The sequence below is a fragment of the Enterocloster bolteae genome (assembly GCF_002234575.2).
Lineage (GTDB): Bacteria > Bacillota > Clostridia > Lachnospirales > Lachnospiraceae > Enterocloster > Enterocloster bolteae.
This window is the reverse complement of sequence record NZ_CP022464.2, coordinates 5,546,792-5,572,205: the sequence shown is the minus strand read 5'-3', so window position 1 is coordinate 5,572,205 and position 25,414 is coordinate 5,546,792. Positions and strand designations below refer to the sequence as shown.

Genomic DNA, 25,414 nt, shown 5'->3' with positions numbered 1-25,414 from the left:
CAGCAGGATTGCGACAGGAGGGGAAACAGAACTTATGGGAAAAAGGGATCTCAGGATTTACGCGCTTTTGGATACACTGAAGGAATCGCCCGTATTATCAATTAAGGAGCTGGCAGACCGCTTTCAGGTCTCGGAAATGACCATCCGCCGTGATATTGATTATCTCAAAGAAAACCGTCTGTTTTACGAAAATAAGGCTTCTGAGCCGGCAGCGCGGGAACACGACGAATATCTGTACTCTTCGGAGCAGATCCGCAATTTTGATAAAAAGGACAGAATCGCCCGGTTTGCGGCGGGGATGATTGAGGAGGGGGATATCCTGATTCTGGATTCGGGAACCACCACAGGCGTGTTGTCCAAATATATACCGGAACAGACGCAGCTCACAGTGCTCTGCTATAATTACCATATCCTGTCCCAGCTTCAGGGTAATGAGAAGCTTTCCCTGATTTTTGCCGGCGGATATTTCCACCGGAACGACCTGATGTTTGAGAGCGTTGAGGGAATCGGGCTTATACGGAGGACAAGGGCCAGCAAGATGTTTGTTTCTGCCTCCGGTGTCCATGAAAAGCTGGGCATGACCTGCGCGCATAATTATGAGGTGGTCACAAAAAAGGCGGCCCTGGAATCATCCCTGCAGAAGATACTGGTGGCGGACAGCAGCAAGTTCGGCCAGGTAAGGCCGGGATATTTTGCTGAACTGGAAGAGATTGATGAAATCGTCACGGATGACGGGCTGAGCCGGGAATGGCAGGAGCTCATCGCTGAGAAGGATATTCCCCTCCATCTGGTGTAGGACGGCATCCAGCCTTTCGCGGGACAGGATTTATATAAGATAAATGTAACTGTTACAGATAAATATGGGAGCTGCTGCGGCAGCTCCTTTTTGACGTCTGACTTAAGCGCCTGACTTTTTGTGTCTGCCATGTTATTTTCCGGCGATACTTGATTATTAAGAGGAAAGTGTGATATGATTTTGTGAGTTAAGATATTGAGAGAATGAGGATTACAGTATGTTGGATATATGTTTGTTAGGAACAGGAGGCATGATGCCCCTTCCGTACCGCTGGCTCACATCCATGATGGCAAGGTGCTCGGGCAGCAATCTGCTTATTGACTGCGGTGAGGGGACCCAGGTGGCCCTGAAGGAAAAGGGATGGAGTCCCAAGCCCATAGATATCATTTGCTTTACACATTATCACGCGGACCATATAAGCGGCCTTCCCGGTCTTTTACTTACCATGGGCAATGCGGAGCGGGTGGAGCCGCTGACCCTGATTGGTCCCAAGGGGCTGGAACGGGTGGTGGGAGCGCTGCGCACCATTGCGCCGGAACTGCCCTTTGAACTGCGCTTTGTGGAGCTTACGGAGAACCGGGAACGCATACAGATGGGCCCTTATGTGATAGATGCTTACAGGGTAAACCACAATGTGCTGTGTTACGGCTATTCCATCACCATCCCCCGTACCGGACGTTTTGACGTGGAGAGGGCCAGGTCTAAGGAGATTCCCCAGAAATTCTGGAGCAGGCTGCAAAAGGGCGAGGAGATAGAGCATGAGGGACGGCTTTTGACGCCGGATATGGTGCTGGGGCCGGACCGCAGAGGGCTTAAGGTGACATACTGCACAGATACCAGGCCGGTGCCGGTGATTGCAGAGTATGCAGCCGGGGCAGACCTTTTTATCTGCGAGGGAATGTACGGGGAAAAAGAAAAAGCAGCCAAGGCCAGGGAATATAAGCATATGACGTTTTATGAAGCGGCGGCCCTTGCAAAGCAGGCTAATCCAAAACAGATGTGGCTTACCCATTACAGCCCCTCCCTTACCAAGCCCGAGGAGTATATGGAGGAAGTCAGAACGATTTTCCCAAGGGCAAAGGCTGCCAGGGACGGATGGACAGCGGAGCTGGAATTTGATGAGGACTGATAGCGCGGTACGAGGTACCGGAGGATACGTGGAAGTGGAGAGAATACTATGATAGGACAGGCATCAGAGGATGTTTTGATACTGGCAATTGAAAGCTCATGCGACGAGACGGCCGCGGCAGTGGTGAAAAACGGAAGGACCGTGCTGTCCAATGTGATTTCATCCCAGATTGCCACCCATACGGTTTATGGAGGCGTGGTTCCGGAGATAGCTTCCCGGGAGCATATAAAGGCGGTCAATTATGTGATTGAGAGAGCCCTGGCAGAAGCGCAGGTGGCTCTGGAGGATATTACGGCAATCGGTGTGACCTACGGACCCGGTCTGGTAGGCGCTCTTTTGGTAGGGGTGGCAGAGGCAAAGGCCATTGCATATGCAGCAGGAAAGCCTCTGATTGGAGTGCACCATATAGAAGGGCATGTTTCCGCTAATTTTATTGAGAACCAGGATTTGGAACCGCCTTTCGTTTGTCTCATTGTGTCGGGAGGCCATACCCATCTGGTGATTGTAAAGGACTACGGGGAATTTGAAATCATCGGCAGGACCAGGGACGATGCGGCCGGAGAGGCGTTTGACAAGGTGGCAAGGTCCGTGGGCCTGGGATATCCCGGCGGGCCTAAGATCGATAAGGCTGCAAAAGAGGGGAATCCCCATGCCATCCAGTTCCCCAGGGGCAAGGTGGAGGGGGCTCCCTATGATTTCAGCTTCAGCGGACTAAAGTCAGCTGTACTGAACCACATCAACCACGCCCGTATGACCGGGGAAGAAATCAATGTGCCTGACCTGGTGGCCTCATTCCAGAATTCCGTGGTGGAGTCTCTGGTAAGCCGCGCCATACTGGCAGCCCATGAATTTGGATATAAGAAGCTGGCCATAGCCGGCGGTGTTGCCTCCAACTCCGCGCTGAGAAAGGCCATGGCAGAAGCCTGTGAGAAGGACGGGATTCAGTTCTATTATCCGTCCCCTATTTTCTGTACGGACAATGCAGCCATGATCGGGACGGCTGCCTACTATGAATATTTAAAGGGAAATATATCCGGGTGGGATTTGAATGCCATTCCCAATCTGAAGCTGGGTGAACGCTAGAGCCTGTCTGAAATTTGAAAATTGGGTCGGAGCGTACAGTCGGCGGGGATGTAAGGAACAAATGGACTCCGGTCCGGGAAGGACGAAAGAAGAGGTCTGCAATGGAAAAGAAATATTGTACGGCTGTGGTCCTGGCAGCAGGGAAGGGCAGCCGCATGGGCGGGAATACGGCAAAGCAGTACATGGAAATCGGCGGCAAGCCGCTGGTGGCCTATGCGCTGGAGGTGTTTGAAGCCTCTCCTGTGATAGATGAAATCATACTCATGACAGATGCAGGGCATATGGAATATGTGAGAACAGAGATCGTGGAGGCGTATGGCCTGAAGAAGGTGAGTACCATAGGCGCCGGAGGCGGCGAGCGGTACGAGAGCGTATGGAAGGCGCTCTGTACCCTTATGGACCGGGAAGAGGGGGAGAAGGAATCCGTTGCCAGGGACAGACAGGATGGATACGTGTTTCTCCATGACGGGGCCCGCCCCTTTGTCACCGGCGAAATCATTGAACGGGCATACAGGGCAGTGTGCAAATGCAATGCCTGCGTGGTGGGCATGCCCGTAAAGGATACCATCAAGCTGGTGAACCGGGAGGGAATGATTGAGTCCAGCCCGGACCGCAGCATGGTATGGCAGGCACAGACACCCCAGGTCTTTTCCGTGCCCCTGATTGTGGAGGCATTTACCCGCCAGATGAAGGAGGACTGCACCGGCATAACGGATGACGCCATGGTGGTGGAGGCGCAGATGGGGGTGAAGGCGCATATGGTAATGGGCAGTTATGCCAATATTAAGATTACGACGCCTGAGGACCTTTTAATGGCCGAAGTGCTGAGAAATTCCATTGTGTAGGTGAGGATACCCGGTTTAGGGGATACAGGATAAAATATAACCTGTATCCCCTTTTTATCATTCTGATTCAGATGCATTTTCGTTCAGTCTATATACAACTCATAAATTAATCCCATAAAAAATATCCACATACCTGATAAAAAAATGACAATTGTAATTATTGACAGAAAAATCAGAAGAGTGATGTGCACTATATACAAAAATTAAACAATAAACAAGAATATACTATTTAATATTGACAAGCAAATTTGGAAGTGCTATATTAATCACAAGAAGATTGTATCCAAAATCCAATATCCAAAATAACATAAAAAAACAAGGAGGAAAAAAATGAGGAAGAGAGTAGTATCAATTTTATTAACGGCTGCAATGTCTGCCATGCTTTTTACGGGCTGCAGCACACCGACAGAGGCACCAGCCAGCAGTGCGAAAGAGGAGACAAAGGCAGAAGAAGATACAAAGAGCAGTTCTTCAGGATTGTCTGCCGCTACTGTGCTTGATGTAAGTCAGCTTCCGGTCACAGGAATCGGAGCTCAGATTGCAACCAGCGTCAAGGCGGGAGGGGATTACAAGATCGGCTACATTGCCAAGAACACAACGAATCCTTACATGGTGGCTCAGTCAGCAGGTGTGGAGGCTGCCGGGAAGGCCATGGGATTTACCGCGATCACACAGGCACCGACGACTGCGGACTCGGTTGAGGAGCAGGTACAGTTGATGGAGAACATGATTACACAGGATGTTGATGCAATTATTGTACACTGTGCGGACTCCAACGGTATCATGACAGGCGTGAGAAAAGCCCAGGATGCAGGTGTTCTGGTGCTGACCATTGGCACGCCGGCAGCAGAAGATACATTCCTCAGAACAGGCGTTGACTATTACGAGTCCGGCTACACCATGGCCAAAGCAGTGGCGGACAAGCTTGGCGGAAAAGGAAAATTCATCATTCTTGAAGGGCCGGCCGGGGCATCAAATGCAATTGAGAGATTAAATGGTATTAATACTGGTCTTTCCGAGTATGAGGGAATCGAAATCGTTGCTTCACAGACCGCAAACTTTAAGAGGACAGAAGGAATGTCGGTAACGGAAAACCTGATTCAGCAGTATACAGACATTGATGCAGTCATCGCCTGCAACGATGAGAGTGCCCTGGGAGCAGTCCAGGCCCTGACGGCAGCCAACATGAGTGATGTACTGGTCTGCGGATTTGACGGGAGTGTTGATGCTACGAATGCCGTAAAGGAAGGAACCATGTTCGCTACCTATAACACGGATCCATATGGTTCAGGATTTGTTGCATGTGCCTATGCAGTTAAGTATCTGAATGATAAGACAGAACCGGAAGGCAAGTTCATTCCATTTCCCACAGCAGCAAATGACCCGCTTGTAATTGCCGATACAGTTCAAAATTACATTGACAACATTGCATGGTGGAAGGTCATCCAGTAGAATGCGGCAAAATTGAAACTGAACTATTTCACCTGTTTGTCCCCGCAGGAAACTGCGGGGACGAATACAGAGGAAATAAATTCCGTGAGAAGTATTGGGGTGAAACGATGGGGAAAACAATATTAACTGCGAAGCATATCACCAAACTTTTTCCGGGCATGAAGGCCCTGGATGATGTGGATTTTGATTTGCAGGAAGGGGAAGTACATATCCTGGTGGGTGAGAACGGCGCAGGCAAGAGTACGCTTGCAAAATGTCTTCTCGGCGCATATAAACCGGAAGAAGGGGAGGTCCGGCTGGACGGCCAGGTGGTTAAGTTTAACGGGACCAAGGAGGCTCTTGCCAGGGGAATTGTAGCAGTATATCAGGAGTTTACGCTGGTGCCGTATATCAGCGTTGCTCAGAATATTTTTCTTAACAGGGAATATAAGACCAAACTGGGTTTGATTGACCATAAGAAGATGGAAGAAGAGGCTGCAAAGCTTTTAAAGGCGTTGAACTGTGAATACATGAATCCCAAAGATTATGTAAAGAACTTAAGCATAGCAGAGCAGCAGATGGTGGAAATTGCCAAGGCGCTTTCATTTAATCCCAGAATTATGGTGTTTGATGAACCCACCGCAACTTTGTCGGAAAGAGAAGTGGACTCCCTCTTTGCACAGATTCACAGGCTAAAGGCGGAGGGGATCGGTATTATCTATGTATCCCACCGGATGCAGGAGTTCCCCTTGATTGGGGACAGAATCACGATTCTCAGGGATGGGGTTAAGATTAATACGGTGGGAATCAACGATTGCACCAACGAGGAACTGGTCAACATGATGGTGGGCAGGAGTGTGGAACAAGTCTATGCGCGTACAGAGAATGAGCATGAAGGGATTACCCTTAAAACAGAGAATCTGTGCGATTATAAAGGGCGTGTCAGAAATGTAAGCTTTACCGTTAGAAAAGGCGAGATTGTGGGCCTGGCCGGATTGGTGGGGGCAGGCCGCACTGAGACGGCCGAGCTGCTTTATGGAATCGAGAAGATTAAGTCTGGAAAAGTTTACGTACGGGGGAGCCAGGTATTTCCAAAGTCGCCTGTGCAGGCTGTCAGAATTGGAATAGGTCTGGTAAGCGAGGACCGCAAGAAGCAGGGGCTTGCTCTGGATGAGTCAATTGCGCTTAATATGGTGGCGGTCAGCCTTAAGAAGATATTCCCTAACTTCTTTATTTCAAAAAAGAAAATTACCGAAGTTGCGCTGGGATATAAGAAGCAGCTTCGTATCGCTACAACCAGCGTTAATAAAGCATGTAAATATCTGTCCGGCGGCAATCAGCAGAAGGTGGTACTGGCAAAATGGCTGAGTTTTGACCCGGAAATTCTGATTTTTGATGAGCCCACCCGTGGTATTGATGTGGCTGCAAAACTGGAAATCTATCATTTGATGGACAGGCTTGCAGCAGAGGGTAAGGCAATTATCATGATTTCTTCCGAACTTCCCGAGGTAATTGGTATGAGCGACCGCATTTATATCATGCATGAGGGCGAAATCGTGGACGAGGTCATCAGAGGAACAGACGGATTCAATTCCGAGGTCATTGGAGCGCGGATGATGCTGGGAGCAGGAGGTGCTGAGCATGCAGAGGAATAAGATTGTGCAGAGAATGAAAAGTCTGCCTCCGGTAGCCTATATGCTGGTTGTTCTGATTGTGATTTTCAGTGTTATGAGCCCCAACTATCTTACGCTGATGAACTTTAAAAATGTGCTGATTCAGGCAACCCCGTTAATGATTGTTGCATTTGGGCAGACATGTATCGTCCTGACGCAGGGAACCGACCTGTCTCTTGGTGCGCAGGTCAGCTTTGTAACCGTATTTACTGTGTGGATGGCCCTGAGGGGAATCCCGCTTCCGGCTGCAATGCTGCTCGCCGTTTTATCCACTACACTCATTGGTGTGGCGAATGGTGTGATTGTTGCAAAAGGAAGTATTCCTCCCTTCATCGCGACTTATGGAATGCAGAATATACTGAACAGCCTTTCGTTACTGTTGGCTGCAGGCTCTTCTATCTATTTTCCAAGTTTTACATACCGTATCATTACAGAGACCATGATTATGGGAATACCGCTTATGGTCTGGGCCGCTGTATTGGTATTTATCATGGTGTGGGTGGTACTGAATAAGACCAGGTTTGGAACCAATATCCATGGACTGGGCGGTAACAGGGAGGCACTGCAGCTTGCAGGCATCAATCCCATTATCTGCCTGATTAAGACATATGCATTTGCCGGGTTCATTGCCGGAATTGCCGGGATCATCACACTCAGCCGTATTGAGGCAGGTATGCCTACGGCAGCCACGGGCTGGGAATTCCAGGCAGTGGCAGTAACGCTTCTGGGAGGGACCTCTCTGCGTGAAGGAAAAGGCGGCGTTACAGGCACGATTTTTGGTGTGCTTCTTATACAAGTCATCAAAAATGGTCTGAACATAGTGGGTGTGCAGTCAATTAAGCAGAATGCAATCATTGGTTCTATCGTTCTGATGGCCATTATCATTGATGCGGTTGTCCGTACTCGTTCAAAGGAATAGGGGGGATAGGGACATGAAAGCAAAGAAAATATTTGAAGAGATAAGGAATTCAAAAGTATTTTACAGTCTGATAGGTTTAATCATCCTGGTCATCTTTTCCGCAATTGCCGCCCCAAATTTCAGGACCGTCGACAACATTATCACAGTATTCAGGCAGGCCAGTGTATTGCTGGTGCTCAGCGCCGGCTTGACGGCAGTACTGCTGACAGGCGGTATGGATTTATCGGTGGGAGCAACCGCCGGATTCATCGGATGTATCTGTGCCCAGTGCATTAAAAATGGTGTACCCATTCCGGCAGCCTTTATTCTGGGAATTCTCATTGGACTGGTAGTGGGAGTCATCAACGGGCTGTTAGCCGGAATTCTCCCCAGCTTTATTGCTACCTACGGGACCAACTGGGTCATGAGCGGACTTGCGGTCCTGGTCATGCAGGGGGCGGTCATATATGACCTTCCCAAGGGTTTTACCCAGATAGGTGTGGGGTATACGGGTCCTGTGCCCAATTTGATTATCATAGCGGCGGTGGTTGTCATCCTGATATATGTCCTGCTTCAGAAAACCACCTACGGCCGTCAGGTGTACGCATATGGCTCAAATCCTGTGGCTGCCAAATACGCGGCGGTTCCGGTAAAAAAAGTTATGTTATCTGCATTTATGATGTGCAGCATGTGCGCAGGCCTTGCAGGCATGCTGATGACGGCAAGGTTAAATGCAGCAGATGCAGCCATGGGAGACAGTTACGGACTGCAGACCGTTGCGGCAGTGGTTGTAGGCGGAACCTCCATGCTGGGAGGGGAAGGCGGAGTACTTGGAACTGTGGTAGGAGCCTTGATACTTACAATTATTGTAAATGTAATGAACCTGAAGGGGATTTCCTCCTATGCGCAGGGGCTGGTAATCGGTATTGTAATCATTGCCATGGTGCTGTTCGACACGTACAGCAAGAGAAGACAGGAAAGCAAGGCAGCATAATTGCCGCATATAAACAGGGATTAAAACGGCCTGGGGGATAAACCCATGGCGGTTTTAAGATAGATAATTCATGAAAGAGAAAGAGAGGAAAATTAATATGCCATTAACAATCCGACCACTTAATTCTGGTTATATTCCGACCAAACCTTTGGAGTACTGGTATCATTTTTCGTGTAAAAAATTTGTAGAAAAGCTGGGAATTACCAATGACTCGGACCAGCTTCCGGATTTCACATTCTTAATTGAAGGCGGAGACCAGCTGATTCTGGTTGACACGGGTATGTCCTGGACGGAGCATGCCGATAAGTATCACCATGGCCCATCTGTGCAGAGACCGGGAATTGATGACATTGAATCACGGCTGGCCCAGGTTGGCTTTAAGCCATCTGATGTTGATATTGTACTGTTTACGCATCTGCACTGGGACCATGTATTTTATCTTGAAAAATTTACAAAGGCACGTTTTATTTGTCATGAGACAGAGTGGGACTATGCCCATAACCCGATCCCCCTTCATTACAAATCATACTGCAGACCCATTATCGCCAAAGATGGAGACGTGACCTGCAATGATGAATTCATTGCGCCATATGACCAGCCGGGAGTGAAAGAACGTTTTGAGACAGTAAAGGGCGAGGCACAGATTGCACCAGGGGTAAGTGTATATGAGTCATTCGGACATTGCCCCGGACATATGACGGTTGTGGTTGAAACAGAAGACGGACCGTACTATTGTGTGGGGGATTCTGTATTCGTTATGGGCAACATTGATGCTCCCCAGACCATGCAGGATGAGCTTCACTATGATATCTGCCCTCCGGGACGCTATGTTGATATAGTGGCCGCATGGCAGACAATCCGCGATACGGTCCGCCGCTGCCATGAGGCTGGGGTTGACCCTCATAAGCATCTTCTGCTTGCCCATGATATTATCTTATCCGCAGCAGTTGAGAAATACGAAGATACCCATGAAAACAGACTTCCGGTAATCGGGCTTAAGGACACGGACTTTGTATTTGATGAGTACAAGGGCGCGATTATTGATAAAGATGCAAAAAAAGCAGCTGCAAAGGCAAAAACAAAGTACTTCAGCCAGAAGTAATGTGAATAAGCATCTGTGAAGACGCACCTGTGAAAACGCGGGGCCCATGAGGGATATTGTGGAGACTGTTGGGGATGGTCTTCACAATATCGTATTGGAGGAATAGTGATGAATACAATCGCAATCATAGGAAGCTGTGATACCAAGTACAGAGAGATTGCATACATGCGTGAGCAGGTTGAGAGCCAGGGAATGAAAGCCATGGTAATTAACGTGGCCACAGGCCCCAATCCGTCTTATGGATACGATGTTTCCAGGGAAGATGTCACCAAAGCAGCAGGGACAGAGTGGGCTGAGCTGGAACCCAGGACAAAGGGTGAGAAGATTACATTTATGATGGAGGCAGTGGCGTCGTATGTGGAGAAACTGTATGCAGAGGGGAAGATTGACGGAATCCTTTCAGCAGGAGGCCTTCAGAATACGGTCATGGCCACCAACGCCATGAAGCGGCTTCCCATAGGTTTCCCAAAAGTCATGGCAACCACGGTGGCATCAGGCCGCAAAACTTTTGAAAGTGTGGTAGGGGCAAAGGATATAGTAACGATTCCATCCATATGCGATTTTACCGGACTTAACATAGTGACGAGACAAATCATGGCAAATGCATGTGCATGCTGTGCGGGAATGGTGAAACATGCAGGCCAGGTCCTGAAAAAAGGCGATAAGCCGGTTGTGGGCGTGACTTTGATGGGGATTACGAACACAGGGGCGTGTGCTGCCATTGATGAGCTGGAACGGCTTGGTATAGAGCCTATCGGTTTTCATTCCACCGGTGCAGGCGGAGCAATCATGGAGCAGATGGCGGCGGACGGGCTGATAGACGGAATTTTGGATTTAACAACCCATGAGATTACACAGGAGTATTTTAAAGGCGGTTTTTCCTATGGGGAAGATGCAAAGTACCGTCTTGTCCGGGGGGTGGAGAAAAAGGTGCCTCTGGTGGTCAGCGTGGGCGGCCTGGATTTTATTGATTTTCAGGCGGGAGAGTTTCCGCCCCGCATGGACGAAAGAATCTATATGATGCATAACGCCAATACGGCTCATATCAAGCTGCTTCCGGATGAAGCAGAGATTACAACAGCAAGATTTGCTGCGCGGATTGAGAAAATTGATTACCCGGTAAAACTTCTGATTCCTACAGACGGAATGCGCCATAATACACGCAAGGGCGAGGCGCTTTATTATAAAGAGGTGGATGATATTATCATTCGCCAGTTAAAGGAAATCAGAAATCCCAATGTGGAAATCATTACAATACCAGGAAATCTGGATACAGAGGAATGGGGCATTCAGGCCGCCCACCATATGGTGGACGAACTGAAAGAGCATGCTGTGATAGGTGATGAAATACAATATTAGGACAAGGAGGGCGTTCCAGGAAATGTCAGAAGATGTTAAAAAAATTGCAGAGGAACTTGTCATAGCCTGCAAAAGAGCATATACTAGAGGTATACAAACCGGAAGCGGCGGCAATGTGAGTGCCAGGGTGCCAGGGAAAGATTTGATGATTGTGAAGGCAAGCGGCAGCTCTTTTATTGACAGTACGCCGGACGGATTTGTAATCACGGATTTCGATGGAAATCTAGTAGAAGGGGAAGGAAAACCTACAAGAGAGGCTTTACTTCACGGCTTGCTATATAGAATTTGTCCCAAGGTGAATGCTGTTGTACATACACACTCACCGTATTCGATTGCATGGGCATCCACAGGAAAGGCCTTAAAGAGGACCACGTGGCACGCCCAGCTCAAGATGAGCGCGGATTTACCTTCGTTAGATGTTCCGGCAGCGATGGTAAAGAAAGAGTATTTCCCAATGGTGGAAGATATATATAGAGAGAACCCGGATTTGCCCGGATTTTTACTGGTAGATCATGGCTTAGTGGCAGTCGGAAAAGATGCAATTAATGCAGAGCATACAGCAGAATTAATTGAAGAAACCGCGCAAGTGGCGATTTTAAAAGTGACCGTTTCGAAGCTTGGCTTGTAAATATTACTTAGGTGAGAGCTATATGAAATCTAATATGCGTATTACAATGAATGATCTGGACAGGGGAATGCTTCAGCATAACAAGCTTCCGGACTTGGCCTTGGACAAGCTGATGGAATGGATTATGAGCGGTAAGCTGTCAATGGGTGATAAGCTTAACACGGAGGAACTGGCGTCCCAGCTGGGAGTCAGCAGGATGCCGATTCGGGAAGCTTTGGCCAATCTTGAGAAGAAAGGGCTTGCGGAGTCTGTTCCATATGCAGGGACGAGGCTTGTGACATTGACAAAGGATGATGTACGGCAGATATATATAGCCAGAACGGCATTGGAGCCGGTAGCAGCAAAGTATGCCTGTGAGAAGATTACAGATGAAGACATCCAAAACCTGAAAGAGATTCACGCAGAATATATTCGTATTGTCAGGCAGGAGGAGCTTGATGCAATTGATGTGTATCAGCAGAATAGGTTGTACCATTTTTCAATCTATAAAATCAGCCAGCTGGACAGAATCTGTGCGATGATAGAATCGTTGTGGGATAATCTGTCGTTCTTTAAATTGATTTACGGTCAGAAACTGTTGGAAGGCCGGGAATCCAGGGAAAGGATGATTGAAGAGCACCAGAGTTATCTGGATGCCTTGAAACAACGGGACAGCGAACGAATCAGTCATTTATTGGCTCAGAATCTGAAGAAGAGAACGGAGAATATTCCTTACTCTTTGGATGTGTATTTTCATGAGAATGCGTAAATCGTGATATAAGTATATAGCAGAATCAGAGAGTGATAACAGAGCTTGGGCATCGAAACAGGATGCCGGGCTCTTTTGTTTTGTCAGGCATATGAGCGCTGCGGATTAAAGGAGAAAAGATGGATTCTTTACTTTATACATTATCGGAGACAGTACACAAACAAAATTATGCAGTAGCAACATATCATATCAGTCTGCCGAAGGAAGTGGATGTCCTTAAGAAAGCGGCAGCCCTTGCAGTGGGGCAGACCATTGGAACATGGATTCCCATACCTGGAATTACAGAGGAGATTCGCGAAAAATATATGGGGAAGGTGGTGAACGTATTTGATGTGCCTTCCCTGGATCTGGCTACTCAGATTACCGGAGACCAGAGAGAATATCTGATTCAGATTGCCTATCCTGCTGTAAACTTTGGTACAGACCTGCCGCTGCTTATTACCGCCCTTTTAGGCAACGATGCCTCCACCTCAGCCCAGGTAAAACTTTTAGATATAGAGTTTCCGGAGGAGTTTGTCCGCAAATTCAGGGGACCGCGGTATGGGATTGAAGGAATTCAGAAGTTTGCCGGAATAAGTAACCGGCCGATTTTGTTGAATATGATCAAGCCGTGTACAGGACTGACTCCGAAAGAGGGGGCAAGGATATTTTATGAGACTGCACTGGGAGGTGTGGATTTTATAAAGGACGATGAATTGTTTGGAAATCCTGTTTACAGCAAGCCCGAAGAACGGGTAAGGGCATATAGAGAGGCGGCTGAGGCGGCCTATGAGAAGACAGGGGAGCGGGTAAAATATTTTGTGAACATAACCAGCGGCGCAGGTGAAATTATGGAAAATGTAAAACGCGCAGAGGATGCCGGTGCAGATGGACTGATGATTAATTTTGCGGCCATGGGATACAGCGTGCTTAAGCATGTGGCGGAGCATACGGTTCTTCCTATCCTGGGACATTCGGCAGGTACTGGAATGTGTTTTGAAGGAGCCATGAATGGAATGGCCTCTCCCCTTGCTGTGGGAAAGCTTGCACGGCTTGCTGGAGCTGATATTGTAATGATCAATACACCCTATGGCGGCTATCCGCTTCTCCATCAAAAGTATATGCAGACAGTAGCCCAGCTCACGCTTCCTTTCTATGACATTAAGCCCTCTATGCCGTCCATAGGAGGGGGAGTCCATCCGGGGATGGTGGAAAAGTATATCCGGGAAGTGGGAAAAGATGTGGTTCTGGCAGCAGGGGGAGCCGTTCAGGGACATCCAGGCGGTGCAGCAGCAGGGGCTCGGGCAATGCGCCAGGCGATTGAGATTGTGATGAGCGGACAGCCATTTGAAAAGGCGGCAGCAGAAAAGGATGAGCTGCGTACTGCTCTGACTCAATGGAATTATATAAAATCATGATTGGATATTGTATATTTTATCCTAAAATGTTATACTATGCCCGAATAAGGAGGTATCAATATGGTACGTGAAATTATGCTGTACACATCCAATGATTTAAGAGATTTTATGCATCTGGCCTGTGCTTCTCCATTGGATATTGGAGTACATACAATGGATAATCAGATTGCAGACGGAAAATCCGTATTGGGACTGATGGCTATAGATTACAAAAAACCAGTCAAGGTAGTTTCAGAGGATAGAAGATTCCTGAAGCAGCTGGACCGCTGGGCCGTGGATAAGGACCTGTAAGAGGTTTACCAGGAATTGGAATGAATAACAGTTGGTAACGCAGGTTGAATCTTCCTAATTTTGGAAAATTCAACCTGCAGAAAAAAAGTTAAAAAAAATGTTGACATCTGTCGAATTACATGATAGACTAATCGAGTTGCCGCTGAGAACAGCAGCAAAACACAAAACTTAGAAAAATAAAGTTTTGAAGAAATAAAAAAAGTACTTGACAAAACGTCGAAACTTCTGTAAAATGGAAAAGCGCGTTCGGAGAGGTATCGAAGTGGTCATAACGAGGCGGTCTTGAAAACCGTTTGTCCGCAAGGGCGCGTGGGTTCGAATCCCACCCTCTCCGCTGCAGACGAGTTTTAGTGATTTGCCTGCGAATATAAATTGAATATGAAACAAGATTCAACCAAGCAGAAGTACCCAAGAGGTTGAAGGGGCTCCCCTGGAAAGGGAGTAGGTCGTTAGTAGCGGCGCGAGGGTTCAAATCCCTCCTTCTGCGGTCGGAAGCAATGCTTCCATCGTACCTTTAAAATTGAAGACTGAATAATACACAAACCCTGAAAATTCTAAAAACAAAAGGTCTGGTTTAGGCCTTTGGATTTGAGAAAATTCAGAACAAAACCAAGTAATGAAGGTTAAAGATAACTAGCCAAGCTAAGTAGTCTGAAACCTGGAATCAACTTTTAAACATGAGAGTTTGATCCTGGCTCAGGATGAACGCTGGCGGCGTGCCTAACACATGCAAGTCGAACGAAGCAATTAAAATGAAGTTTTCGGATGGATTTTTAATTGACTGAGTGGCGGACGGGTGAGTAACGCGTGGATAACCTGCCTCACACTGGGGGATAACAGTTAGAAATGACTGCTAATACCGCATAAGCGCACAGTACCGCATGGTACAGTGTGAAAAACTCCGGTGGTGTGAGATGGATCCGCGTCTGATTAGCCAGTTGGCGGGGTAACGGCCCACCAAAGCGACGATCAGTAGCCGACCTGAGAGGGTGACCGGCCACATTGGGACTGAGACACGGCCCAAACTCCTACGGGAGGCAGCAGTGGGGAATATTGCACAATGGGCGAAAGCCTGATGCAGCGACGCCGCGTGAGTGAAGAAGTATTTCGGTATGTAAAGCTCTATCAGCAGGGAAGAAAATGACGGTACCTGACTAAGAAGCCCCGGCTAACTACGTGCCAGCAGCCGCGGTAATACGTAGGGGGCAAGCGTTATCCGGATTTACTGGGTGTAAAGGGAGCGTAGACGGCGAAGCAAGTCTGAAGTGAAAACCCAGGGCTCAACCCTGGGACTGCTTTGGAAACTGTTTTGCTAGAGTGTCGGAGAGGTAAGTGGAATTCCTAGTGTAGCGGTGAAATGCGTAGATATTAGGAGGAACACCAGTGGCGAAGGCGGCTTACTGGACGATAACTGACGTTGAGGCTCGAAAGCGTGGGGAGCAAACAGGATTAGATACCCTGGTAGTCCACGCCGTAAACGATGAATGCTAGGTGTTGGGGGGCAAAGCCCTTCGGTGCCGTCGCAAACGCAGTAAGCATTCCACCTGGGGAGTACGTTCGCAAGAATGAAACTCAAAGGAATTGACGGGGACCCGCACAAGCGGTGGAGCATGTGGTTTAATTCGAAGCAACGCGAAGAACCTTACCAAGTCTTGACATCCTCTTGACCGGCGTGTAACGGCGCCTTCCCTTCGGGGCAAGAGAGACAGGTGGTGCATGGTTGTCGTCAGCTCGTGTCGTGAGATGTTGGGTTAAGTCCCGCAACGAGCGCAACCCTTATCCTTAGTAGCCAGCAGGTAAAGCTGGGCACTCTAGGGAGACTGCCAGGGATAACCTGGAGGAAGGTGGGGATGACGTCAAATCATCATGCCCCTTATGATTTGGGCTACACACGTGCTACAATGGCGTAAACAAAGGGAAGCAAGACAGTGATGTGGAGCAAATCCCAAAAATAACGTCCCAGTTCGGACTGTAGTCTGCAACCCGACTACACGAAGCTGGAATCGCTAGTAATCGCGAATCAGAATGTCGCGGTGAATACGTTCCCGGGTCTTGTACACACCGCCCGTCACACCATGGGAGTCAGCAACGCCCGAAGTCAGTGACCCAACTCGCAAGAGAGGGAGCTGCCGAAGGCGGGGCAGGTAACTGGGGTGAAGTCGTAACAAGGTAGCCGTATCGGAAGGTGCGGCTGGATCACCTCCTTTCTAAGGAAGAAGAAGTAGGGGTTTATGTATTATTGAGTCCTTGATTAAAAGGTGCTTAAAATTTTCCGGTGGCGATGCGCTTAGGGGAAACACCCGTACCCATCCCGAACACGATGGTTAAGACCTAAGCGGCCGATGGTACTATGCTGGAGACGGCATGGGAGAGCAGGTGGCTGCCGGATTTTATAAGAAGTTTTACAGTGAACAGTGGTTTTACTTTCACTGAGAACATATACAGCAAGGTAATGATGTGACAGCGTAGCTTTTGCAGAATTAACCGGGGCTTATAGCTCAGCCGGTTAGAGCGCACGCCTGATAAGCGTGAGGTCGGTGGTTCGAGTCCACTTAAGCCCATGTAATATCTAAATTAAATAAGAGATTGCCTTGAAAGGGTAGCCCTGTATGAATATCATATCATTCTTCTGGAAGAATGGCTGTTGAAGAGACAGAAGGGTCAGGAGTTCGAATCTCTCCATCTCCATTTGCTGAAGTGACCAAAGGGAAGAAGCTTGTGCTGAAAACCTCTGAGGAAACGGAAGCATACCAAACGTACCTTGAAAACCGCATATTGAATAAAAATGAATTGTATATTCTAAATCAGAATATCAAGACATCCGAGGCCATACAAGAGATTGTATGGAAAAACAAACTTGTAAATGCGAAAGCATTTATGAAAACCTAGAACCAAAGCGTCCAACGCTATGGACGTTTAGAGGACCCGCAGCAACCCGCGGCGGGAAATCATTTGGTTAAGCTATAAAGAGCGCAGGGTGGATGCCTTGGCACTAAGAGCCGATGAAAGACGTGATAAGCTGCGAAAAGCTTCGGGGAGGAGCAAATATCCTTTGATCCGGAGATATCTGAATGGGGAAACCCGGCTGAGCAAACCTCAGTCACTGCATGGTGAATCCATAGCCATGCAGAGGGAACCCGGTGAACTGAAACATCTAAGTAGCCGGAGGAAGAGAAAGAAACATCGATTCCCAAAGTAGCGGCGAGCGAAATGGGAAGAGCCCAAACCAGCGTGCGTGCATGCTGGGGTTATGGACTGCAAACGTGAACCGATTTGTTAGTGGAACTGTCTGGGAAGTCAGGCCAGAGAGGGTGAAAGCCCCGTACACGAAAACAATAGGAAGCAGCAGGATCCAGAGTACCACGAGACACGAGAAACCTTGTGGGAAGTCGGAGGGACCACCCTCCAAGGCTAAATACTCCTTAGTGACCGATAGCGCATAGTACTGTGAAGGAAAGGTGAAAAGGACCCCGGGAGGGGAGTGAAAAAGAACCTGAAACCCTGTGTTTACAAGCTGTGGAAGCACGTTAAGGTGCGACCGCGTACTTTTTGTAGAACGGTCCGGCGAGTTGCCGGTACTGGCAAGGTTAAGAGCTTAAGGCTCGGAGCCGAAGGGAAACCAAGTCTCAAATGGGCGTCAAGTCAGTACAGGCAGACCCGAAACCGGGTGACCTATCCATGTCCAGGTTGAAGCGGAAGTAAAATTCCGTGGAGGACCGGATCCACATCCGTTGAAAAGGGTGGGAATGAGGTGTGGATAGGGGAGAAATTCCAATCGAACCCGGAGATAGCTGGTTCTCCTCGAAATAGCTTTAGGGCTAGCCTCATATTAGTTTAGCGGAGGTAGAGCACTGAATTCCTAAGGGGGCGTCAAAGCTTACCAAGGGATATCAAACTCCGAATGCCGCATAAATGATGTATGGGAGTCAGACTGCACGAGATAAGTTGGGTAGTCAAAAGGGAAAGAGCCCAGACCTACAGCTAAGGTCCCAAAGTGTGTGTTAAGTGGAAAAGGATGTGGGATTTCAAAGACAACTAGGATGTTGGCTCAGAAGCAGCCACACATTCAAAGAGTGCGTAATAGCTCACTAGTCGAGAGGTCCTGCGCCGAAAATGTCCGGGGCTGAAACACAACACCGAAGCTTAGGAATGTATGTAAGTACATTGGTAGAGGAGCATTCTTAGTGCGGAGAAGCGGTACCGATAAGGAGCCGTGGAGCGTTAAGAAGAGAGAATGCCGGAATGAGTAGCGAGATGGAGGTGGGAATCCTCCAGGCCGAATATCCAAGGTTTCCAGAGTAAAGCTGATCTGCTCTGGGTAAGTCGGGGCCTAAGGCGAGGCTGAGAGGCGTAGTCGATGGACAACAGGTTGAAATTCCTGTACCATGTATCATCAGAACTGTGGGGACACAGAAGGACAACACATCCCGGGAATGGGAATACCGGGGCAAGCGAGGTAGGAGTACGGTTGGCAAATCCGCCGTGCAATCCGAAGACGTGACGCGCAGCGAACTAAAGTAGCGAAGTGTGTGATTCCGGCTGTCAAGAAAAGCCGCTATTGTGTGATACATGCCCGTACCGTAAACCGACACAGGTAGATGAGGAGAGAATCCTAAGGCCGGCGGGAGAAGCATTGTTAAGGAACTCGGCAAAATGACCCCGTAACTTCGGGAGAAGGGGTGCCACAGAGATGTGGCCGCAGAGAATAGGCTCAAGCAACTGTTTAGCAAAAACACAGGTCTATGCAAAACCGTAAGGTGAGGTATATGGGCTGACGCCTGCCCGGTGCTGGAAGGTTAAGAGGAGAGGTTAGCGCAAGCGAAGCTTTGAATTTAAGCCCCAGTAAACGGCGGCCGTAACTATAACGGTCCTAAGGTAGCGAAATTCCTTGTCGGGTAAGTTCCGACCCGCACGAAAGGCGTAATGATTTGAGCGCTGTCTCAACAATGCACCCGGTGAAATTGAAATACCAGTGAAGATGCTGGTTACCTGCGCCAGGACGGAAAGACCCCATGGAGCTTTACTCCAGTTTGATACTGGGATTCGGTATTGCATGTACAGGATAGGTGGGAGGCTTTGAAACATGGACGCCAGTCTGTGTGGAGCCAATGTTGGGATACCACCCTTGCGATATTGGGTTTCTAACCTGCGCCCGTGACCCGGGCGGGGGACAATGTCAGGCGGGGAGTTTGACTGGGGCGGTCGCCTCCGAAAGGGTATCGGAGGCGCTCAAAGGTTCCCTCAGGATGGTTGGAAACCATCCAAAGAGTGCAAAGGCATAAGGGAGCTTGACTGCGACACCGACGGGTGGAGCAGGTACGAAAGTAGGACTTAGTGATCCGGTGGTATGAAAGTGGGATTGCCATCGCTCAACGGATAAAAGCTACCCTGGGGATAACAGGCTTATCACTCCCAAGAGTTCACATCGACGGAGTGGTTTGGCACCTCGATGTCGGCTCATCGCATCCTGGGGCTGTAGCAGGTCCCAAGGGTTGGGCTGTTCGCCCATTAAAGCGGTACGCGAGCTGGGTTCAGAACGTCGTGAGACAGTTCGGTCCCTATCCGGCGCGGGCGTAGGATATCTGAGAGGAGCTGTCCTTAGTACGAGAGGACCGGGATGGACAGACCGCTGGTGTACCTGTTGGCCTACCAAGGCCATGGCAGGGTAGCCAAGTCTGGACGGGATAAACGCTGAAGGCATCTAAGCGTGAAGCCCCCCTCAAGATGAGATATCCCATCGCGAAAGCGAGTAAGACCCCTTGAAGACGACGAGGTAGATAGGTTAGAGGTGGAAGTGCAGTAATGTACGGAGCTGACTAATACTAATCGGTCGAGGGCTTATCCAGAAGGTTAAGGGAAAAAGGTTTGTGAAACAATCGGAATTCAATATGTGGTTTTGAGGGTACGTAAAAGTACTTGAAATTTAATATCATCTGTGATATATTTATGTACACGGTGATGACGGGGTGTGGCTCAGCTTGGCTAGAGCGCCTGGTTTGGGACCAGGAGGTCGCAGGTTCGAATCCTGTCACCCCGACTTTGAAAATATAATGATAACATTTATGCGCGAGTGGCTCAGGGGTGGAGCACCACCTTGCCAAGGTGGGGGCCGCGGGTTCGAATCCCGTCTCGCGCTTTTTTGTTGTTTAACCGGAGCTTTGTGATTTTATGATACAGGGTGCTCCGGTTTTTTTGTTTTTATATTTTCCATCCAGAAGTATAATTGTAACTGTTCAGGACGGCGCATGGAACTGTTACGTATAATTTAAGTTGATTTTAGGTTCTTGTCCCTGGAAAAGAGAAGTATATTGGAAGTATAAGACTAAGGGAGGGCAACTGATATGAAGATAAAGGATAAGAGGGCTGTGTATAAAAGAGCCGCGGATAAGAGCACCGCCGGTAGGAAAAAATGCTGGATGATGGTAATTGCGGTGCTGCTGGCCACTGTAGCTTTGAGTATGAGCGCGTTTGCAGGCCAGTGGAGGCAGGACGATACCGGCTGGTGGTATCAGAATGAGGATGGCACGTATGTAAAAAGCGAATGGTCCTGGATAGACGGAAGATGCTATTATTTTAATGAGGATGGCTATTGCCTCCAAAACACCCAAACACCAGATGGGTACAGCGTTGACATGCAGGGGGCCTGGATTGAGGACGGAGTGGTGCAGATGCAGCAAGAGGTTCAGGCGCAGATGCAGGAACAGGCAGAGGTGCCCCAACAGGAGCTGACAGGTGTGCAAGAGCAGGGCCAGGACAGCGGCGCAATAAAACAGATTGGTAATGTGCTTCTCACAGTTCCCGAAGAATTTGTATTTCATTCCTCTGATGAGAGGGGAATATATATGACCAGTGTGGACGGCAGCAGCCTTATCTGCATCATGTCAGAATCCCTCGCGGACTTTGGCGGATATGCAGACCTGGTATACACCTACCAGGAAAGCGTACTGGACGCAGCTGTGGAAGCAGAGTTGGGGACACCCCAGACCAAGACAACCAGTCAGCTTTCAAACGGACTCTGGTACAGTTATCACTATATGGATGCATCTTCCCTGGGCATACCCGGATTTTTGAAGGTTTATGCCAGAATCAATGGAGACAGACTGCAGATGGTTATGTTCGGCGGCTCTATATCGTCCCTGGATACGGAGGGAATAATGAACAGCTTGACCTTTTTGTGACAGGAAGCCTTGACAGGGAGATGGGATTATTGTATGATGCAAGTGTACACTTGCGCTTTGGGGAGGGTGATATGGACCAGACAGGACAGAATATTATAGATGCAGCCATGGAACTTGTAGTGGAGAGAGGATATACAGCTACCACTACAAAGGATATCGCAAAACGTGCCGGGGTGAACGAGTGTACTATCTTCAGAAAATTTAAGGGGAAGAAGGAAATTGTGCTTCAGGCCATGGGACAGAAAAGATGGCATCCGGATTTGGAACCGGATGATTTTATGATTGAGACGGGTAATCTGACAGAGGACCTGTGCCAATTTGCCCGTATTTATATGAAAAAGGTCACGCCGGAATTTGTTAAGCTCTCCCTGGGACTGCGTACACCAGAGCTGGCGGAGGATACAAGGGAAGGGATCTTAGCCATTCCCCAGGTCTTTAAAACCGGTGTTACGGCATATTTCAGGAAAATGTATGAGAAGGGAAAGCTCATATCGGATGATTACGAGAGTATGGCCATGATGTTTTTGTCGTTGAATTTTGGATTTGTATTTTTTAAGGCCTCTTTTGGCAGCGGCCTGACTGAGATGAAAGCAGATGAGTATATTATTAAAATGGTAGATGCGTTTGTCCATGGAGTGGCCAAGTAAATGCATAAATATATGGTACCATACGGTGCCATTTATTTTTAACAGTTATGCAAGTGGATACTTGCGTAGAAAGGAGAAGATATGAGCTGTTACTTTATTATTTCTGTTTTCCTGGAGCCAGGAAAGGACCGGGCAGATTATGACGATTACATAAAACGGGTCAGGCCTATTGTGGAAGAACACGGAGGAAGGTATGTGGTGAGGAGCGAAGGGATTGAATATATAGGGAAAGACTGGCATCCGGACCGCTTCATTATGATATGGTTTCCGGACAGGGAGAGCATAGACCGGTGTTTTTCCTCAGAGAAATACAGAAAAATCATGAGTAAAAGGGAAAATACAGTGGACAGCCAGGCCATTATTGTCACGGCAGAGGAGATGTATGGGGATAACAGTGGTAAGAGAGAGAGGAGAATGGAATGAAGATAAATGACAGAGTTCATCAGCTGCGCGTTCAGTTTAATATTACACCTGAAATCACAAGATATGTCTATGTGTATATCATAACAGGAAAGAAAGGATGTTACCTGGTTGACGCAGGGGTAAAAGGATGTGATAAAAAAATTGAGGAATATATACATAAAATTGGAAAAAACAGAGAAAATATAAATGCTGTACTGTTGACCCATTCCCATCCGGACCATATTGGTGCCCTAAAAACCATAAAGGAAATGTATTCCTGCTGCGTATATGCCAGCAGGGGAGAGCGGGATTGGATTGAGGATATAGATCTTCAATATGAGAAACGGCCCATACCTGGCTTTTATAGTCTGGTGGATGGTTCTGTTACGGTGGACCGTATCTTGTCTGACGGGGATCTGCTGTGCCTGGAACCTGGGATTACCATTCAGGTAATAGGCGCACCCGGCCATTCCAGAGAATCATTGTGTTTTTATTACAGGGAGCAGAAAATACTTTTTACCGGAGATTCCATACCGGAGCCATCAGACGTTTTGATTTATGATGACTCTCATGCCAGTGAGGAAACATTAAAGCGTCTGGAACGATTGGAGGAAGTTGATGTGTATTGTCCAGCGTGGGATAAGGTTTATGACAAAAGAACAGGGATAGCCATGATTCATGAAGGACTCTCAAGGATATCCAAGATCAGGAGGTGTACAGAAGGATACAGAGGAGGTATGGGGAAAGAAAGTACTCAGAGGCTGTTTGAGCTGATATGCGAGGCATGTAATATGGCTGAATATAAAAAGAATCCCTTGTTTATGCGTTCTGTCATGTCGGATTTAAGCCGGTTAAACCAGGGGAATCATAGGGATTGAAACAAGTTGGATATAGAAAAATGCAAAAAATGAAAAAAGTTGAAAAAACCTGTTGACATTTGTTGAAGCATCTGGTAAGATATCTCTTGCGCTGCGGTGAGTACCAAAAGCGCAAGAGAATAAGAAATAAAAAAATGAAAAAAGTTGTTGACAAACACAAGCGACTGTGATAAGATATAAAAGTTGCTGCTGAACAAGCCGACAACAAAGAACCTTGAAAATTGAAGATTAGACAGTATGTAAAACCCTGAAAATTCTAAAAACAAAAGGTCTGGTTTAGGCCTTTGGATTTGAGAAAATTCAGAACAAAACCAAGTAATGAAGGTTAAAGATAACTAGCCAAGCTAAGTAGTCTGAAACCTGGAATCAACTTTTAAACATGAGAGTTTGATCCTGGCTCAGGATGAACGCTGGCGGCGTGCCTAACACATGCAAGTCGAACGAAGCAATTGAAGGAAGTTTTCGGATGGAATTCGATTGACTGAGTGGCGGACGGGTGAGTAACGCGTGGATAACCTGCCTCACACTGGGGGATAACAGTTAGAAATGACTGCTAATACCGCATAAGCGCACAGTACCGCATGGTACAGTGTGAAAAACTCCGGTGGTGTGAGATGGATCCGCGTCTGATTAGCCAGTTGGCGGGGTAACGGCCCACCAAAGCGACGATCAGTAGCCGACCTGAGAGGGTGACCGGCCACATTGGGACTGAGACACGGCCCAAACTCCTACGGGAGGCAGCAGTGGGGAATATTGCACAATGGGCGAAAGCCTGATGCAGCGACGCCGCGTGAGTGAAGAAGTATTTCGGTATGTAAAGCTCTATCAGCAGGGAAGAAAATGACGGTACCTGACTAAGAAGCCCCGGCTAACTACGTGCCAGCAGCCGCGGTAATACGTAGGGGGCAAGCGTTATCCGGATTTACTGGGTGTAAAGGGAGCGTAGACGGCGAAGCAAGTCTGAAGTGAAAACCCAGGGCTCAACCCTGGGACTGCTTTGGAAACTGTTTTGCTAGAGTGTCGGAGAGGTAAGTGGAATTCCTAGTGTAGCGGTGAAATGCGTAGATATTAGGAGGAACACCAGTGGCGAAGGCGGCTTACTGGACGATAACTGACGTTGAGGCTCGAAAGCGTGGGGAGCAAACAGGATTAGATACCCTGGTAGTCCACGCCGTAAACGATGAATGCTAGGTGTTGGGGGGCAAAGCCCTTCGGTGCCGTCGCAAACGCAGTAAGCATTCCACCTGGGGAGTACGTTCGCAAGAATGAAACTCAAAGGAATTGACGGGGACCCGCACAAGCGGTGGAGCATGTGGTTTAATTCGAAGCAACGCGAAGAACCTTACCAAGTCTTGACATCCTCTTGACCGGCGTGTAACGGCGCCTTCCCTTCGGGGCAAGAGAGACAGGTGGTGCATGGTTGTCGTCAGCTCGTGTCGTGAGATGTTGGGTTAAGTCCCGCAACGAGCGCAACCCTTATCCTTAGTAGCCAGCAGGTAAAGCTGGGCACTCTAGGGAGACTGCCAGGGATAACCTGGAGGAAGGTGGGGATGACGTCAAATCATCATGCCCCTTATGATTTGGGCTACACACGTGCTACAATGGCGTAAACAAAGGGAAGCAAGACAGTGATGTGGAGCAAATCCCAAAAATAACGTCCCAGTTCGGACTGTAGTCTGCAACCCGACTACACGAAGCTGGAATCGCTAGTAATCGCGAATCAGAATGTCGCGGTGAATACGTTCCCGGGTCTTGTACACACCGCCCGTCACACCATGGGAGTCAGCAACGCCCGAAGTCAGTGACCCAACTCGCAAGAGAGGGAGCTGCCGAAGGCGGGGCAGGTAACTGGGGTGAAGTCGTAACAAGGTAGCCGTATCGGAAGGTGCGGCTGGATCACCTCCTTTCTAAGGAAGAAGAAGTAAGGGTTTTATA

19 protein-coding genes, 5 tRNA genes and 4 rRNA genes are annotated in these 25,414 nt (G+C 48.4%); all 28 read left to right on the top strand.

The genetic code is table 11. From position 1 onward, the window contains the following. Positions 1 to 34 precede the first annotated feature (34 nt). The 28 genes from CGC65_RS25825 to CGC65_RS25690 all read left to right on the top strand — a co-directional run bounded on the left by CGC65_RS25825 (position 35) and on the right by CGC65_RS25690 (position 25,386). Complete coding sequence (locus CGC65_RS25825; RefSeq protein ID WP_002566455.1) at positions 35 to 796, top strand: DeoR/GlpR family DNA-binding transcription regulator; 762 nt, start codon at positions 35 to 37, stop codon at positions 794 to 796. A 217-nt stretch (positions 797 to 1,013) separates the two neighbouring features. Continuing rightward, positions 1,014 to 1,925: a ribonuclease Z gene (locus CGC65_RS25820; RefSeq protein ID WP_002566454.1), complete on the top strand. Its 912-nt coding sequence runs from the start codon at positions 1,014 to 1,016 to the stop codon at positions 1,923 to 1,925. Between the two features lie 48 nt (positions 1,926 to 1,973). Continuing rightward, the gene (gene tsaD / locus CGC65_RS25815) at positions 1,974 to 3,008 is read left to right on the top strand and encodes a tRNA (adenosine(37)-N6)-threonylcarbamoyltransferase complex transferase subunit TsaD (protein WP_002566453.1); all 1,035 of its coding nucleotides are present in this window, start codon (positions 1,974 to 1,976) and stop codon (positions 3,006 to 3,008) included. A gap of 101 nt (positions 3,009 to 3,109) precedes the next feature. Then, positions 3,110 to 3,853, top strand: coding sequence for a 2-C-methyl-D-erythritol 4-phosphate cytidylyltransferase (gene ispD, locus CGC65_RS25810; RefSeq protein WP_002566452.1), 744 nt, complete (start codon positions 3,110 to 3,112; stop codon positions 3,851 to 3,853). A gap of 330 nt (positions 3,854 to 4,183) precedes the next feature. Further along, positions 4,184 to 5,305, top strand: coding sequence for a sugar ABC transporter substrate-binding protein (locus tag CGC65_RS25805; RefSeq protein ID WP_002566451.1), 1,122 nt, complete (start codon positions 4,184 to 4,186; stop codon positions 5,303 to 5,305). Beyond that, a complete protein-coding gene (locus CGC65_RS25800) occupies positions 5,284 to 6,939 on the top strand; it encodes a sugar ABC transporter ATP-binding protein (protein ID WP_007038325.1) in 1,656 nt (551 codons plus the stop codon). The genes CGC65_RS25805 and CGC65_RS25800 overlap by 22 nt, the downstream gene beginning before the upstream one ends. After that, a complete protein-coding gene (locus CGC65_RS25795) occupies positions 6,926 to 7,876 on the top strand; it encodes an ABC transporter permease (RefSeq protein WP_002566449.1) in 951 nt (316 codons plus the stop codon). The genes CGC65_RS25800 and CGC65_RS25795 overlap by 14 nt, the downstream gene beginning before the upstream one ends. A 13-nt stretch (positions 7,877 to 7,889) precedes the next feature. Then, positions 7,890 to 8,849: an ABC transporter permease gene (locus tag CGC65_RS25790; protein ID WP_002566448.1), complete on the top strand. Its 960-nt coding sequence runs from the start codon at positions 7,890 to 7,892 to the stop codon at positions 8,847 to 8,849. A 97-nt stretch (positions 8,850 to 8,946) separates the two neighbouring features. After that, the gene (locus CGC65_RS25785; protein WP_002566447.1) at positions 8,947 to 9,951 is read left to right on the top strand and encodes an N-acyl homoserine lactonase family protein; all 1,005 of its coding nucleotides are present in this window, start codon (positions 8,947 to 8,949) and stop codon (positions 9,949 to 9,951) included. A gap of 108 nt (positions 9,952 to 10,059) precedes the next feature. Next, the gene (locus tag CGC65_RS25780) at positions 10,060 to 11,310 is read left to right on the top strand and encodes a Tm-1-like ATP-binding domain-containing protein (protein ID WP_002566446.1); all 1,251 of its coding nucleotides are present in this window, start codon (positions 10,060 to 10,062) and stop codon (positions 11,308 to 11,310) included. A gap of 22 nt (positions 11,311 to 11,332) precedes the next feature. Beyond that, entirely contained in the window at positions 11,333 to 11,938 is a 606-nt protein-coding gene (locus CGC65_RS25775; RefSeq protein ID WP_002566445.1) for a class II aldolase/adducin family protein, read from the top strand. Between the two features lie 22 nt (positions 11,939 to 11,960). Beyond that, on the top strand, positions 11,961 to 12,686 hold the full coding sequence (locus CGC65_RS25770) for a GntR family transcriptional regulator (RefSeq protein ID WP_002566444.1): 726 nt from the start codon (positions 11,961 to 11,963) through the stop codon (positions 12,684 to 12,686). A 119-nt stretch (positions 12,687 to 12,805) separates the two neighbouring features. Then, positions 12,806 to 14,083: a RuBisCO large subunit C-terminal-like domain-containing protein gene (locus tag CGC65_RS25765; RefSeq protein WP_002566443.1), complete on the top strand. Its 1,278-nt coding sequence runs from the start codon at positions 12,806 to 12,808 to the stop codon at positions 14,081 to 14,083. 60 nt (positions 14,084 to 14,143) lie between these two features. Beyond that, positions 14,144 to 14,374, top strand: a complete 231-nt coding sequence (locus CGC65_RS25760) for a hypothetical protein (RefSeq protein ID WP_002566442.1) — start codon at positions 14,144 to 14,146, stop codon at positions 14,372 to 14,374. Positions 14,375 to 14,622: 248 nt separating this feature from the next. Further along, positions 14,623 to 14,708: transfer RNA gene (locus tag CGC65_RS25755), tRNA-Ser, on the top strand. 64 nt (positions 14,709 to 14,772) lie between these two features. Beyond that, a tRNA-Ser gene (locus CGC65_RS25750) sits at positions 14,773 to 14,861 on the top strand. A gap of 186 nt (positions 14,862 to 15,047) precedes the next feature. Continuing rightward, positions 15,048 to 16,581, top strand: a 16S ribosomal RNA gene (locus CGC65_RS25745). 64 nt (positions 16,582 to 16,645) lie between these two features. Further along, positions 16,646 to 16,763: ribosomal RNA gene (gene rrf / locus CGC65_RS25740) — 5S ribosomal RNA — on the top strand. Between the two features lie 98 nt (positions 16,764 to 16,861). Beyond that, a tRNA-Ile gene (locus tag CGC65_RS25735) sits at positions 16,862 to 16,935 on the top strand. Positions 16,936 to 17,011: 76 nt separating this feature from the next. Further along, positions 17,012 to 17,263, top strand: coding sequence for a hypothetical protein (locus tag CGC65_RS25730; RefSeq protein ID WP_146111403.1), 252 nt, complete (start codon positions 17,012 to 17,014; stop codon positions 17,261 to 17,263). 65 nt (positions 17,264 to 17,328) lie between these two features. Beyond that, positions 17,329 to 20,220: ribosomal RNA gene (locus CGC65_RS25725) — 23S ribosomal RNA — on the top strand. Together the 16S, 23S and 5S rRNA genes with 5 tRNA genes alongside form the textbook arrangement of a ribosomal RNA operon. A 116-nt stretch (positions 20,221 to 20,336) precedes the next feature. Further along, positions 20,337 to 20,411: transfer RNA gene (locus CGC65_RS25720), tRNA-Pro, on the top strand. A gap of 27 nt (positions 20,412 to 20,438) precedes the next feature. After that, positions 20,439 to 20,510, top strand: a tRNA-Gly gene (locus CGC65_RS25715). A 205-nt stretch (positions 20,511 to 20,715) separates the two neighbouring features. Next, positions 20,716 to 21,552 (top strand): hypothetical protein, encoded by an 837-nt coding sequence (locus tag CGC65_RS25710; RefSeq protein WP_002566098.1) that lies wholly within the window; start codon positions 20,716 to 20,718, stop codon positions 21,550 to 21,552. Positions 21,553 to 21,623: 71 nt separating this feature from the next. Then, the gene (locus CGC65_RS25705; protein WP_002566099.1) at positions 21,624 to 22,199 is read left to right on the top strand and encodes a TetR/AcrR family transcriptional regulator; all 576 of its coding nucleotides are present in this window, start codon (positions 21,624 to 21,626) and stop codon (positions 22,197 to 22,199) included. A gap of 81 nt (positions 22,200 to 22,280) precedes the next feature. Beyond that, positions 22,281 to 22,622: a DUF1330 domain-containing protein gene (locus CGC65_RS25700; protein ID WP_002566100.1), complete on the top strand. Its 342-nt coding sequence runs from the start codon at positions 22,281 to 22,283 to the stop codon at positions 22,620 to 22,622. Next, positions 22,619 to 23,479, top strand: coding sequence for an MBL fold metallo-hydrolase (locus CGC65_RS25695; RefSeq protein WP_002566101.1), 861 nt, complete (start codon positions 22,619 to 22,621; stop codon positions 23,477 to 23,479). Before CGC65_RS25700 ends, CGC65_RS25695 begins: the two co-directional genes overlap by 4 nt. 375 nt (positions 23,480 to 23,854) lie before the next feature. Then, a 16S ribosomal RNA gene (locus tag CGC65_RS25690) occupies positions 23,855 to 25,386 on the top strand. Positions 25,387 to 25,414 lie beyond the last annotated feature (28 nt).

What these genes read in the sequence shown, in the direction of transcription:
- CGC65_RS25825 (WP_002566455.1), top strand. Translation starts at nt 35, where the DNA reads ATGGGAAAAAGGGATCTCAGGATTTACGCGCTTTTGGATACACTGAAG.
- CGC65_RS25820 (WP_002566454.1), top strand. Translation starts at nt 1,014, where the DNA reads ATGTTGGATATATGTTTGTTAGGAACAGGAGGCATGATGCCCCTTCCG.
- tsaD (WP_002566453.1), top strand. Translation starts at nt 1,974, where the DNA reads ATGATAGGACAGGCATCAGAGGATGTTTTGATACTGGCAATTGAAAGC.
- ispD (WP_002566452.1), top strand. Translation starts at nt 3,110, where the DNA reads ATGGAAAAGAAATATTGTACGGCTGTGGTCCTGGCAGCAGGGAAGGGC.
- CGC65_RS25805 (WP_002566451.1), top strand. Translation starts at nt 4,184, where the DNA reads ATGAGGAAGAGAGTAGTATCAATTTTATTAACGGCTGCAATGTCTGCC.
- CGC65_RS25800 (WP_007038325.1), top strand. Translation starts at nt 5,284, where the DNA reads ATGGTGGAAGGTCATCCAGTAGAATGCGGCAAAATTGAAACTGAACTA.
- CGC65_RS25795 (WP_002566449.1), top strand. Translation starts at nt 6,926, where the DNA reads ATGCAGAGGAATAAGATTGTGCAGAGAATGAAAAGTCTGCCTCCGGTA.
- CGC65_RS25790 (WP_002566448.1), top strand. Translation starts at nt 7,890, where the DNA reads ATGAAAGCAAAGAAAATATTTGAAGAGATAAGGAATTCAAAAGTATTT.
- CGC65_RS25785 (WP_002566447.1), top strand. Translation starts at nt 8,947, where the DNA reads ATGCCATTAACAATCCGACCACTTAATTCTGGTTATATTCCGACCAAA.
- CGC65_RS25780 (WP_002566446.1), top strand. Translation starts at nt 10,060, where the DNA reads ATGAATACAATCGCAATCATAGGAAGCTGTGATACCAAGTACAGAGAG.
- CGC65_RS25775 (WP_002566445.1), top strand. Translation starts at nt 11,333, where the DNA reads ATGTCAGAAGATGTTAAAAAAATTGCAGAGGAACTTGTCATAGCCTGC.
- CGC65_RS25770 (WP_002566444.1), top strand. Translation starts at nt 11,961, where the DNA reads ATGAAATCTAATATGCGTATTACAATGAATGATCTGGACAGGGGAATG.
- CGC65_RS25765 (WP_002566443.1), top strand. Translation starts at nt 12,806, where the DNA reads ATGGATTCTTTACTTTATACATTATCGGAGACAGTACACAAACAAAAT.
- CGC65_RS25760 (WP_002566442.1), top strand. Translation starts at nt 14,144, where the DNA reads ATGGTACGTGAAATTATGCTGTACACATCCAATGATTTAAGAGATTTT.
- CGC65_RS25730 (WP_146111403.1), top strand. Translation starts at nt 17,012, where the DNA reads ATGGCTGTTGAAGAGACAGAAGGGTCAGGAGTTCGAATCTCTCCATCT.
- CGC65_RS25710 (WP_002566098.1), top strand. Translation starts at nt 20,716, where the DNA reads ATGAAGATAAAGGATAAGAGGGCTGTGTATAAAAGAGCCGCGGATAAG.
- CGC65_RS25705 (WP_002566099.1), top strand. Translation starts at nt 21,624, where the DNA reads ATGGACCAGACAGGACAGAATATTATAGATGCAGCCATGGAACTTGTA.
- CGC65_RS25700 (WP_002566100.1), top strand. Translation starts at nt 22,281, where the DNA reads ATGAGCTGTTACTTTATTATTTCTGTTTTCCTGGAGCCAGGAAAGGAC.
- CGC65_RS25695 (WP_002566101.1), top strand. Translation starts at nt 22,619, where the DNA reads ATGAAGATAAATGACAGAGTTCATCAGCTGCGCGTTCAGTTTAATATT.